Annotated in this window: 9 protein-coding genes; 2 read left to right on the top strand and 7 right to left on the bottom strand. The window is 56.1% G+C overall.

Going from position 1 to position 12,767, the window contains the following annotated elements; translation table 11 throughout:
* Positions 1 to 148 precede the first annotated feature (148 nt).
* Both ACYVB2_RS02155 and ACYVB2_RS02150 read left to right on the top strand, forming a co-directional pair.
* Entirely contained in the window at positions 149 to 1,513 is a 1,365-nt protein-coding gene (locus ACYVB2_RS02155; protein WP_382429480.1) for a hypothetical protein, read from the top strand.
* Between the two features lie 10 nt (positions 1,514 to 1,523).
* Positions 1,524 to 1,949, top strand: coding sequence for a phosphate ABC transporter substrate-binding protein (locus tag ACYVB2_RS02150; RefSeq protein WP_382429482.1), 426 nt, complete (start codon positions 1,524 to 1,526; stop codon positions 1,947 to 1,949).
* A gap of 121 nt (positions 1,950 to 2,070) precedes the next feature.
* On the opposite strand, the gene ACYVB2_RS02145 is transcribed toward ACYVB2_RS02150, so the two are convergent.
* The 7 genes from ACYVB2_RS02145 to aroB form a co-directional block, all read right to left on the bottom strand.
* The gene (locus ACYVB2_RS02145; RefSeq protein WP_382429484.1) at positions 2,071 to 3,549 is read right to left on the bottom strand and encodes a glutamate synthase subunit beta; all 1,479 of its coding nucleotides are present in this window, start codon (positions 3,547 to 3,549) and stop codon (positions 2,071 to 2,073) included.
* Between the two features lie 45 nt (positions 3,550 to 3,594).
* Entirely contained in the window at positions 3,595 to 8,322 is a 4,728-nt protein-coding gene (locus ACYVB2_RS02140; RefSeq protein ID WP_382429486.1) for a glutamate synthase-related protein, read from the bottom strand.
* 168 nt (positions 8,323 to 8,490) lie between these two features.
* Complete coding sequence (locus ACYVB2_RS02135; RefSeq protein ID WP_382429488.1) at positions 8,491 to 9,216, bottom strand: transposase; 726 nt, start codon at positions 9,214 to 9,216, stop codon at positions 8,491 to 8,493.
* An 82-nt stretch (positions 9,217 to 9,298) separates the two neighbouring features.
* The gene (locus ACYVB2_RS02130) at positions 9,299 to 10,210 is read right to left on the bottom strand and encodes a class I SAM-dependent methyltransferase (protein ID WP_382429490.1); all 912 of its coding nucleotides are present in this window, start codon (positions 10,208 to 10,210) and stop codon (positions 9,299 to 9,301) included.
* Complete coding sequence (locus ACYVB2_RS02125) at positions 10,207 to 10,842, bottom strand: DUF1415 domain-containing protein (RefSeq protein WP_382429492.1); 636 nt, start codon at positions 10,840 to 10,842, stop codon at positions 10,207 to 10,209. The genes ACYVB2_RS02130 and ACYVB2_RS02125 overlap by 4 nt, the downstream gene beginning before the upstream one ends.
* Before the next feature lie 36 nt (positions 10,843 to 10,878).
* Positions 10,879 to 11,526 carry a hypothetical protein gene (locus ACYVB2_RS02120; protein WP_382429494.1) on the bottom strand — a complete coding sequence of 216 codons (648 nt, stop codon included), beginning with the start codon at positions 11,524 to 11,526 and terminating at the stop codon, positions 10,879 to 10,881.
* A gap of 47 nt (positions 11,527 to 11,573) precedes the next feature.
* The gene (gene aroB / locus ACYVB2_RS02115) at positions 11,574 to 12,719 is read right to left on the bottom strand and encodes a 3-dehydroquinate synthase (protein WP_382429496.1); all 1,146 of its coding nucleotides are present in this window, start codon (positions 12,717 to 12,719) and stop codon (positions 11,574 to 11,576) included.
* Between the last annotated feature and the right edge of the window lie 48 nt (positions 12,720 to 12,767).

Here is a 12,767-nt window from a genome sequence, read left to right as displayed (position 1 = left end):
GCGTTATGCAACATGGCAGTGGTGATGGCTATTTTCTCAACCGGGCCAACCATACTAGTCGTGAACAGGCAAGGCCCACAGCCTCGGATGTCTGGCATCCGGCGCTCTACCTCTCCGGCATACATGCTGGGGTTCCACGCGCATCTTGATGAAAAATTACTTTTCAGATCCCCGCAAGGTAGGCCATCCTTTGGGTTGGTTCCTGTGTGCATTATTGGCCTGTGCGTCGGCCCACGCCGAAGAAGGCAGTATTGCCGCAGATGTGTCCACCACAGAGCGAAAGCTGGAGTTCTCAGGGTTTGGCACACTGGGACTCACCCACCACAATAACCACAGTGTGGGGGTTATTTCTTCTTTTGGGCAGGCATATCCTGCCAACAGTGGATTGTCTGAAAACCTTGACAGTGTTTTGGGTGCCCAGCTGAACTGGCAAGTGGGCGATGCCACTTCTTTTGTGCTGCAAGCGGCAGGCCGTGCCGGAGAGGGCATGAAGCCCGAGATACGCATGGGTTATGTGCGCCAACAATTTGGCCAAGATTTGTCGGTGCGTGTGGGGCGTTTTCGTAGCGCATTGTTTTTTGATGCCGATGTCACTGAAATCGGTTATGCCAACCTCACAGCACGCAAGCCCTTGCCTGTGTATTGGATCAGCAACAATGTACCTGCCATCGATGGCATAGATGTGCAATGGCACCATACCACCGGCAATGCAGGGTGGCTGCTAGATGTATATGCGGGCGAAGGCAGTGCCAAACAGAATTGGCCTTTGATCAAAGGTAAAACCCAGCTCCATGATATCAGTGGCATTTCTCTGACCTACATGTTGTCTAACCTGTCTTTGCGTGCTTCCAGAACGTGGGTAGGTAAATATGCAGTGCGATCCTCCCAACAGGTGGATCAGCTCAATGCCAATTTGTCGCAAGCTGCTGGCGGTCTGGCCTTGTTAGCAACAACACCAGCGTTGCCTGCACCACTGCGGGCCCAACTGGCAAGCAAAGCCAGCGAAATTGCCAGCTACACCAGCCCATTTGACAACCAACCGATTTATACCAGTATTGGTTTTAATGCCAACTTTAACAATTGGTCTGTGATGGGCGGCTGGGTAGGCTTTGATTCTCAATCGGCCATGATTGGCAAGTACAACAGCTACTCTATCACCGTGGGACACAGCATTGGCAATGTCACACCGTATATTGAGTTTGCACGCCAACGCCGTTCTGATCCTATTTTTAATACCAATGCCTTAAATCCAACGGGGCTACATCCACAACTGGATGCTGGTTTGGCGCAGTTGCAAGGGCTGCTGTCTGAGGCGGCCCAGTTTGCCGATTTTTCTATGCAATCGGCCAGTGTGGGTGCCCGCTGGGATATACAAAAGAATATGGCTCTGAAACTGCAATACGATCGAATTAAAACCCCCAGTCCTTACCGTTCTGCCGGTTTTGCTACCAATACGCTGCCCATTAAAAACAAGGTGAATTTGGTCTCTGTCGTGCTTGATTTTGTTTTTTAAGGACAGGGCAATGAAAAACTTTTACATCGCATTATTAGGATGCTTTATAGCTACCGGTGCCTTGGCCCAAAATTCACTGGTTGTGATTGCCAACCCCACAGTGGCAGTTGACAAAGTAGATGCCAGTCAAGTGACGCAGATATTCCTCAAGCAAATTCAAACCTGGCCGGATGGCAAGCCCATACAGCCTATCGATATCAAAGAAGGATCGCCGCTGCGCACTGATTTTTATAGCAAAATCACTGGGCGTAGTCCAGGCCAGATGCGTTCTTATTGGGCACGTCAAGCCTTTACGGGCATGGGTTTTCCGCCAAAAGAGCTGGCTACTGCAGATGATGTCAGCAAAGCGGTGCAGGCCACACCGGGTGCTATTGGCTACATCGACAAGAAAAACGCCACCGGCTCGGCCAAAATCGTGCTAGATCCACGCCCCTAGTGGTGCCGTTGCTTTTATCCGTTGTCATCAGCAGTAGGCTGCGCCAAAAAGGCACAGCCTAAAAAAAGGCCGCCAGCACTTGCTTGGGCAAGCACTGACGGCTACCGCAGAGGGGGGCTACTTAACGCGGCAGGCTTGATTGGCCCATCAAGAAGCTATCAACTGCACGCGCCGCTTGGCGGCCCTCACGAATCGCCCAGACCACCAAGGATTGACCCCGGCGGATGTCGCCAGCGGCAAACACCCTGGACACATTGGTGGCATAGCCGCCGTTGTCTTCGGTGCTGGCGCGGGCATTGCCCCGGGCATCTTTGTCAATGCCAAAGGCATCGAGCACGGCCGCCACGGGATTGACAAAGCCCATTGCCAGCAACACCAAGTCGGCTTGGTAGTGCTTCTCGGTACCGGCAATTTCAACCAGCTTGCCATCTTTCATCTCAACTTGCACAGTGGTCAAGCCTTTGACCTTGCCCTTTTCGCCCAAAAACTCTTTGGTAGAAATGGCAAACTCGCGCACGCAGCCTTCGTCGTGGCTGGAGCTGGTACGCAGCTTGAGCGGCCAGTAGGGCCAGACCAGTGGCTTATTTTCTTGCTCGGGCGGCATGGGCATGACTTCAAACTGGGTCACACTGGCTGCACCGTGGCGGTTGCTAGTGCCCACGCAATCGCTGCCGGTGTCGCCACCGCCAATCACAATCACATGCTTGCCATCGGCGCGCAGTTGGCCTTTGAGCTTGTCACCGGCATTGACTTTGTTTTGCTGGGGCAAAAACTCCATCGCAAAATGAATGCCGTCCAAATCGCGGCCCGGCACGGGCAAATCGCGCGATTGTTCAGCGCCCCCCGTCAGCAGCACCGCATCAAACTCGGCTTGCAGTTGTTCTGGGCTGATGGTTTCTTTGGCCCAGTTGGTGACTTTGCTGCCTTTGCCCAAGCCTTCTTTGGGGTCGGCCACCAGCACACTGGTGCGGATGGTCACGCCTTCGGCTTCCAATTGCTTGGCACGGCGGTCAATGTGCGACTTTTCCAGCTTGAAGTCGGGGATGCCATAGCGCAACAGTCCACCGATGCGGTCGTTCTTTTCGAACAAGGTGACATCGTGGCCCACGCGGGCCAGTTGCTGTGCGGCAGCCATGCCCGCTGGGCCTGCCCCCACCACCGCCACCTTTTTGCCGGTTTTTTGCGCGGCTGGTTGCGGCTGCACCCAACCGTTTTCCCAGGCTTTGTCGATGATGGCGTGTTCAATGCTCTTGATGCCGATAGCAGCACCATTGATGTTGACAACGCAGGCGGCTTCACAGGGTGCAGGGCAGATGCGGCCCGTGAACTCAGGGAAGTTGTTGGTGCTGTGCAGCACGTCAATCGCGTTTTTCCAGTCGCCTTGGTACACCAGATCATTGAAGTCTGGAATGATGTTGTTGACTGGGCAGCCGTTGTTGCAAAACGGGGTGCCGCAATCCATGCAACGGGCACCTTGCACTTTGGCCTGCTCGGGGGCCAGGCCAATGACGAACTCCTTATAGTTCTTCAGCCGTTCTGGTACCGGCAGGTAGCCTTCTTCGATGCGGTCGTATTCCAAAAAGCCGGTGGTCTTTCCCATGATGTTCTGTCCTTGAAATCTGTGTTCGTGTGAAAGGCAGGGCGCTTATTTGGCAACCACTGCGGCGGCGGGAGCTGCTGGCGCGCTGGCGGCTGGCGTTTCCTTGGCGGTACGTTCATAGATCTCGGCCAGAGCACGTTGGTACTCGGTCGGGAACACTTTGACAAACTTGGCGCGGGCAGCCGCCCAGTTATCGAGCAGATCGCGGGCGCGTTGCGAGCCAGTCCAGCGGCTGTGGGCTTCTACCAGGCTGCGCAGCAGTTGGTCGTCGCTTTGGCCTTTATGCCAGATGCCAGGGCTGACGCTGGCAACAAACTCCTCGTGGGGCAGCACTTTGTCCAGTTTGACCGATGCCTTGTTGCAGCGTTGGGCAAATTGGCCGTCTTCGTCGTACACATAGGCCACGCCACCGCTCATACCGGCAGCAAAGTTGCGGCCTGTCTTGCCCAGCACCACCACGGTGCCGCCGGTCATGTATTCACAGCCGTGGTCGCCCACGCCCTCGACTACAGCCGAGGCACCCGACAGACGCACGGCAAAACGCTCGCCAGCTACGCCGCTGAAGAAAGCTTCGCCAGTAGTGGCACCAAACATTACCGTATTGCCGACGATGGTGTTGCGCACCGATTCGCCACGGAATTCGTGGCTGGGGCGTACCACCACACGGCCACCCGACAAGCCCTTGCCGGTGTAGTCGTTGGCTTCGCCGGTCAGATTCAGCGTGATGCCTTGGCACAGGAAAGCGCCAAACGATTGGCCGCCTGTGCCTTCAAAGTGAATGCGGATGGTGTCATCGGGCAGACCTTCGGGGTGGGCCTTGGTCACGGCACCCGAGAGCATGGCGCCCACAGAGCGATTGACGTTGCGTGCCACTTCCATGATACGAACCGGCTCGCCATGCTCGATGGCAGGCTTGCAGCGTTCAATCAGCTTGACGTCCAGTGCTTTTTCGAGCAAATGGTCTTGCTTGGTGGTGTGGTAGCGCGGCACATCAGCGGGCACCGAAGGCTCGGCAAACAGGCGCGAAAAGTCCAAACCTTGGGCTTTCCAGTGCTCAATACCTTTGCGGGTGTCTAGCAGATCGACACGGCCAATCAGGTCGTCAAACTTGCGGATACCCAGTTGTGCCATGAGTTGGCGCACTTCTTCTGCAATGAAGAAGAAGTAGTTGACGACGTGCTCGGGCTTGCCGGTAAACTTTTTGCGCAGCACGGGGTCTTGCGTGGCCACGCCCACCGGACAGGTGTTGAGGTGGCATTTGCGCATCATGATGCAGCCTTCCACCACCAGCGGTGCGGTGGCAAAGCCAAATTCATCGGCACCCAACAGAGCACCAATCACCACATCACGGCCTGTCTTCATTTGGCCGTCGGCTTGCACGCGGATGCGGCTACGCAGGCGGTTGAGCACCAAGGTTTGTTGGGTTTCAGCCAGACCAATTTCCCACGGGCCACCGGCGTGCTTGATAGACGACCAAGGCGATGCACCGGTGCCACCATCGTGGCCGGCAATGACCACATGGTCGCTCTTGCACTTGGCGACACCCGCAGCCACTGTGCCTACGCCCACTTCAGATACCAACTTGACCGAGATGTCAGCGTGCGGAGCCACGTTTTTCAAGTCGTGGATGAGCTGGGCCAAATCTTCAATCGAGTAGATGTCGTGGTGTGGTGGTGGCGAGATCAAACCAACGCCGGGCACCGAGTGGCGCAGGAAGCCGATGTAGTCAGACACCTTGCCACCGGGCAATTGGCCGCCTTCGCCGGGCTTGGCTCCTTGGGCCATCTTGATTTGCACTTGGTCGGACGAGGACAGGTACTCTGCTGTGACACCAAAGCGCCCAGAAGCCACCTGCTTGATGCGCGAGCGCAGGCTGTCACCGGCTTGGAGTTCGATATCGGACTCTACCTTGTCGGCACCAATGATGGAGGCCAAGGTTTCACCCTGCTGAATCGGGATGCCTTTGAGCTCGTTGCGATAACGCTTGGGGTCTTCGCCACCTTCGCCGGTGTTGCTCTTGGCACCAATGCGGTTCATGGCCACCGCCAAGGTGGCATGGGCTTCGGTAGAAATCGAACCCAACGACATCGCCCCTGTGGCGAAACGCTTGACGATTTCTGTGGCGGGTTCTACTTCCTCGACCGGGATGGCCTTGGCAGGATCGCACTTGAACTCAAACAGACCGCGCAGCGTCATGTGGCGCTTGGTTTGGTCGTTGATGATTTGTGCGTATTCTTTGTAGGTACTGAAGTTGCCCGAACGGGTGGAGTGTTGCAATTTGGCAATCGCATCGGGCGTCCACATGTGTTCTTCGCCACGGGCACGCCAAGCGTACTCGCCACCCGCATCCAGCATGTTAGCCAGCACGGGGTCGTCACCAAAGGCCGCACGGTGGGTGCGGATAGCTTCTTCCGCAATTTCAAACACACCGATACCTTCAACACGGCTGGCTGTGCCGGTGAAGTATTTGTCTACGGTGTCGCTGTTGACGCCCACGGCCTCAAACAATTGCGCACCACAATAAGACATGTAGGTGCTCACGCCCATTTTGGACATGATCTTGGACAGGCCCTTGCCAATCGCTTTGACGTAGTTGTAGATGGCCTTGTCTGCCGACAGATCACCACCCAGTTCTTTGTGCATTTCGGCCAGGGTTTCCATCGCCAGATAGGGATGGACGGCTTCGGCCCCATAGCCCGCCAGCACGGCAAAGTGGTGGACTTCACGGGCGGTGCCGGTTTCTACGACCAGACCTGTGCTGGTGCGCAGGCCTTCATGCACCAGATGCTGGTGGATGGCAGACAGTGCCAACAGTGCTGGGATAGCCACTTGGGTGGCCGACAGGTTGCGGTCACTGATGATGAGGATGTTGGCCCCACCCTTGATTTCGTCTACGGCTTGCGCGCACAGCGAGGCCAGCTTGGCTTCTACGCCTTGCTTGCCCCAAGCCAGTGGGTAGGTGATGTCAATGGTGGCGCTCTTGAACTTGCCGTGCGTGTATTTTTCAATGTCGCGCAGCTTGGCCATGCCCGCAAAGTCCAGCACCGGTTGGCTCACTTCCAAGCGCATGGGGGGGTTGACTTGGTTGATGTCCAGCAGGTTAGGCTTGGGGCCGATAAAGCTGTTGAGCGACATGACGATGGCCTCGCGAATCGGGTCGATTGGCGGGTTGGTCACTTGCGCAAACATCTGGCGGAAGTAGTTGTACAGCGGCTTGTTTTTGTCCGACAGCACGGCCAGCGGGCTATCGTTGCCCATAGAGCCTGTGGCTTCTTCGCCGTTTTGTGCCATGGGGGCCAGCAAGAATTTGATGTCTTCTTGGGTAAAGCCGAAGGCTTGTTGGCGCTCTAACAGTGCCAAGTCAGAGGCGGCAAGCTGCACGTCTGCGGGAGCCTGCAAGGCATCGAGTTTGATGCGCAGGTTTTCAATCCATTGCTTGTAGGGCTTGGTGTTGACGATGTTGGCTTTGAGCTCGTCGTCTTCAATCAGGCGGCCTTGCTCCAGATCAATCAGCAGCATTTTGCCCGGTTGGAGGCGCCACTTGCGCACGATTTTGCCATCGGGCACGGGTAGCACACCGGCCTCAGAACCCAGAATGACCAAATCGTCATCGGTGATGCAGAAGCGCGAAGGGCGCAGGCCATTGCGGTCTAGCGTGGCACCAATTTGGCGGCCATCGGTAAAGACGATGGAGGCAGGGCCATCCCAAGGCTCCATCATGGCGGCGTGGTATTCATAGAAGGCGCGGCGGCGCTCGTCCATCGACTCGTGCTGTTCCCAAGGCTCGGGAATCATCATCATCACCGCTTGGCTGATGGGGTAGCCCGCCATCGTCAGCAGTTCGAGGCAGTTGTCAAAGGTGGCGGTGTCGGACTGACCGGCAAAGCTGATGGGATAGAGCTTTTTCAGGTCTTCGGCCAGCACGGGCGAGGCCATCACGCCTTCACGGGCCAGCATCCAGTTGTAGTTGCCACGCACGGTGTTGATTTCACCGTTGTGGGCGACATAACGGTAGGGGTGGGCCAGCGGCCACTCGGGGAAGGTGTTGGTAGAGAAGCGTTGGTGCACCAGACCAATGGCCGAGACGCAACGCTCGTCAGCCAAGTCTTTGTAATACACGCCCACTTGGTCGGCCAGCAGCAGGCCTTTGTAGACCACAGTGCGGCTGCTCATGCTAGGAACGTAGTATTCCTTGCTGTGTTGCAATTGCAGTGCCTGAATGGCGGCGCTGGCCGTTTTGCGGATAACGTACAGCTTGCGCTCCAAAGCGTCTTGCACGATGACGTCATTGCCCCGACCAATAAAGACTTGGCGCAGCAGGGGCTCTTTTTCGCGCACGGTGGGGGACATGGGCATGTCCAGATTGACGGGCACATCGCGCCAGCCCAGCAGCACTTGGCCTTCGGCCTTGATGGCACGCTCCATCTCTTGCTCGCAGGCCAAACGGCTGGCGTGCTCTTTGGGCAGGAAGATCATGCCCACGCCATATTCGCCAGCGGGGGGCAGATTGACACCTTGCTTGGCCATTTCTTCGCGGTAGAGCTGGTCAGGGATTTGGATCAGGATACCTGCGCCATCGCCCATCAGCGGGTCTGCACCTACAGCACCTCGGTGGTCGATATTTTCCAGAATCTTCAGGGCTTGGGTCACGATGTCGTGCCGCTTCACGCCTTTGATGTGGGCGACAAAGCCCAGTCCGCAAGCATCGTGCTCTTGGGCCGATGAATACAAACCGTGTTGTTGCAGATGCTGGATTTCGGCAGCCGTGGTCATGGGCGCATTCCTCATTGTTTTCGCAGGGATGTGTAGGGTAGTGCAATGCAGCAAAACCATGCAAGTAATTTAATTAGGGTCAGATACGAATTAATTTCAAAAATTAAAGTTCTTTATTTATTTGGGGACAAATCAAATAGCATAGCAAGAAATCCTGATTCCTCAGGGTCAACGGGTGATTCTTATGGTGTCTTGTACAGACTGCCTGTGCGTGAGGCGTGGCCTGCCAGGTTTGGCTTTGGTCACGCGGCGCTGCGCCTTCTTTTGTAATTCCGCCACAAATTTCTCTCCTCCCAACGCCCAGCCATTCAGGGTTGCATCGGTCAGGGCCGCTTGCACATCCGTATGCACACCTGTTTGCACCAATGCGTTGTAGGCAGCCTCTCGGGCAAACGGGGTGTTGCCCAACATCCAGTACAAAGGGTGTGCCGTGACCATACGATCCTGCCGCATACCTGTGTAATGGGCATGACTAGACCACGGCCAAGCCGCTGCTTGTGCTACCAACCCCGCCCGTACAGGGTTCAGGTCGATATACGCCATACAGGCAAGCAAATAACGTTCCGGCTCTATCAGCGTGGCACGGTAACGGCCTTCCCAGAGCGTGCCGCTGCGACCGTGTCGGTTGTTGAAGTAGCGCACATAGCTTCTGCCCACCGCCTGCATCATTTTGGGTAGGGCATCTACAGTGGCTGGTGTCGCCAGCAGATGGAAATGGTTATCCATCAGCACATAGGCGTGGAGCGTTACAGCAAACTGCCGCACATTCTCCGCCAGCAAGGCCAACATGCGCTCGAAATCCTGGGTATCGATAAAAATGGGCTGGCGGTTATTGCCCCGCTGGATGATATGGTGTGCGTGGTCGGGCAGAGTCAAGCGCGGCAAACGGGCCATCAATAGCTCCAAACAGAAACAGTATCTGGCCCTCTTGTCTGGAGGGGAGCTTGGGCTGCTCCCATCAGCCAGTTGGGCGGGGTTACGTTGTGGCGGGTGTCGCAGCAGCTACTCCAAAGCGTGCCCCCAGCATTTGCTCCAGTCCGAACTCTCGCAAAATGGCTCCTAGCCGCTCTGCTGCACTGCGTTTTTTTTGTCCGGTATAGCGGGCAATGATCAGTTCGTTCTTCATGCTGTGCTCCCAGCCTACCAGTTCTGTCACGGTGACTTGGTAGCCACTGGCTTCTAGGTGTAGGCAGCGCAGCACATTGGTGATTTGGCTACCCAGCTCGCGGGTGTGCAGTGGGTGACGCCACAACTCTGCCAGAGGGGTACGGGCCAACTGCAATGCTTTGCCTTGGCGCAGGCAGGCGGCCACTTCGGCCTGGCAACAAGGCACCAGCACCATGGCACGCGCTCTCTTTTGCAGGCCAAAGGCGATGGCGTCATCTGTGGCAGTATCACAGGCATGCAGTGCCGTGACCATGTCAATGCGTTCTGGCAGTTCTGCCGCATCGGCACTGTCAGCTACCGACAAATTCAGGAATGACATGCGTTCAAACCCTAGCCGCTGTGCCAACAGGCGAGATTTTTCCACCAAATCAGCCCGCCACTCAATCCCATAAATCTGGCCGCGCCCCAATGCCTTGAAATACAGGTCATACAGGATAAAGCCCAAATAGGACTTGCCTGCCCCATGATCGGCCAGTGTAGGAGCGTGTTCTCCCTGAGAAAACTCTTGCAACAGGGGTTCAATGAATTGAAACAGGTGGTATACCTGCTTGAGCTTGCGCCGTGAGTCTTGGTTCAGCTTCCCATCACGCGTCAGGATATGCAGCTCCTTGAGCAACTCTATCGACTGGCCGGGGCGCAACTCTTGCTGCACGGCTGCTTCAGCCAATGAGGCAGCGGATACGGGCGTGGTGCGCTGGCGATGGGATTTTTGTTGGCTCATGCGCGATCCTTGGCCGCAGTGTGGGGCGCCTCTGTGGCATCGTGCATGGGGCAACGTGCGCCCACATCCAAAGCTTTCCAGCCTTCTGCTCCCAACTGACGCAGCACTTCCATATTGCGCTCATAAATCATTTCTGCTTCTGGAAACGCTTCTACTGCTGCATCCAAGCTTTCTTCACGGATCAAATGCAACGTTGGATAGGGGGCGCGATTGGTGGCATTGGTGATGTCGTCTGGGGTGGTGCCTTCGAATTGAAACTGTGGATGAAAGCTGGCAATTTGCAAAATGCCGCCCAAATCCAGCATGTCCAGCATCTCATCGGCCAATTCCAGAAAATCATTGAAGTCCAAAAAATCTTCCATGCACCCAGGCACTATCAGCAGCGTGGTGTCGCGCTTTTCGGGCGAGGCTTCAGCCAAGGCTTCCAATTCACGTTGCAAATCTTGCAACACACCACGTCCGTCGGTGGCATGGCTGACGGCATAGTGGATTTGTCCTTTAACGTGTACCCCCTTGGCAAAAGGGCACAAATTAAGATCAATCACAGCACGCTCTAGCCAGCGCACCATGTCTTGCACCACTATGGCATCACGGGCAGCAAGATCAGCAGAAGAAACAGCAGCAGAAGACATGGGCAGCGCAATATGAAGAAGCTAAAAATGCGATTGTCACAGGAACCGGCTGGGCTGCTGCACCAGCAATTTGGCCAGCTCATCCATCAGATCCACTGTCACCTTAGCAGCAGGCCACAGTGCATCTTTGACACCAAAGCCTGACACCGTCACTAAGCGAAAAGCCAGCATCCCCTGATCATGGTTGGGGGTGATGGTCACATAGCCACGCGCTTCCACTTGGTAGTCAAAGCGGTAGGCCTGCAAGGTGTTTTTTTCTGGGTGGCGTATATCTTGGCGTTCGTGCGGTACGCTGGCCGTTTGCAAATTGGCCTCGACCCGCTGCAAGTCTGGTGGAAAATTCACAGTCACAGCGCCGCTAGGGTGGCTGCCCGGTTTAGGCTGTATCTTCCAGCCGATGGCAATATAGTCAAACACTTCGCGATTGCGCAGGGTTTTTTTGCGGGCATCTGCCCGGAAATTGACCAGTTGTAAGGCGGGCCAAGTGGTCTTGCCATCCAGCGACAGCGCAGGGCCATCGGGCATCAACACATTCAGCTGCGGTGCCAACTCTTGTAGATAGCGCCAAGCTTCTTTGCAGGCCAGTTCAGTGACGTGGGTGTTGTCCTCCACGCTTTGAATTTGTTGTTCCCGCTGGCTTTGCACCACGCTGGCTTGTGATTTCAATTGGCTCAGAAAACTCATTGGGCATTGATGTTCTATAAGGGTTGCTATGGGGCGCCTTCAATGCTTTAAACGCAGCAGGTGTCAATCACTTCACGCACCAGCGCATCAGGTGCAGCACGCATGACGGCTTGGCCTGGCACTTCGATCAGCACAAAACGGATCTCGCCGCCTTCGGCTTTCTTGTCCACACGCATCAGCTCCAGGTAGCGGCCTGCGTTGTCAGTGGCATCCAATATGGGCCCACGTACCGGCAGGCCTGCACGTTGTACCAAGGTGGTCAAACGCGCCACAAATGACGCATCTACCAAGCCAAGACGGCAAGACAACTCCGCCGCCATCACCATGCCTGCCCCCACCGCCTCTCCATGCAGCCAGACCCCATAGCCCATGCCTGCCTCGATGGCATGGCCGAAGGTATGACCAAAGTTGAGAATGGCACGCAAACCGGATTCGCGCTCATCTTGCCCAACCACCCAAGCCTTGATTTCGCAACTGCGGCGCACAGCATGGGCCAGCGCCTCTACATCCCGGGCCAGCAGGGCATCCATATGGGCTTCAAGCCAATCCATGAAGGCCATATCGGCAATCGGCCCGTACTTGATGACTTCGGCCAAACCGGCACTGAGTTCGCGGGTAGGCAGGGTGTTGAGGGTGGTCAAATCGCACAGTACCAGTCGGGGCTGGTAAAAAGCGCCAATCATGTTCTTGCCCAATGGATGGTTGATGGCCGTTTTGCCACCGACCGAAGAATCCACCTGTGCTAGTAGGGTGGTGGGCACTTGCACGAAGGGCACACCACGCATATAGCTGGCTGCGGCAAACCCTGTCATGTCACCAACCACGCCACCCCCCAAAGCAAACAGCACCGTCTTGCGGTCGCAGCTGTGGCCGAGCAGGGCATCAAAAATCAGATTGAGCGTTTCCCAGGTTTTGTATTCCTCACCATCGGGCAGGGCCACTACATGCACGCTGGCATAACGCTGTTGCAAAATGGTCTGTAGCCGTTTGGCATACAGAGGGGCCACTGTCGTGTTGCTCACGATCAGAGCACAGGTGGCCGCAGGCAGAGATGCATAGAGTGCTGGCTCATCCAAGAGCCCAGTACCAATGGCAATGGAGTAGCTGCGATCATCCAACGCAATAGACACCTGCTGTGTAGCAGTCTGGGCGTTGGGCAAAGAAAAGGAAGGGGAGGAAGAGACGGCTTGCATGGTCAGCAAGTGTAGGCCAGAGTGGCCTACAGTTCTTCCCCCAGGGCC

Source organism: Giesbergeria giesbergeri, assembly GCF_054779375.1.
The sequence above is the reverse complement of the archived record's forward strand: the minus strand, read 5'-3'. Positions and strand labels throughout refer to the sequence as shown.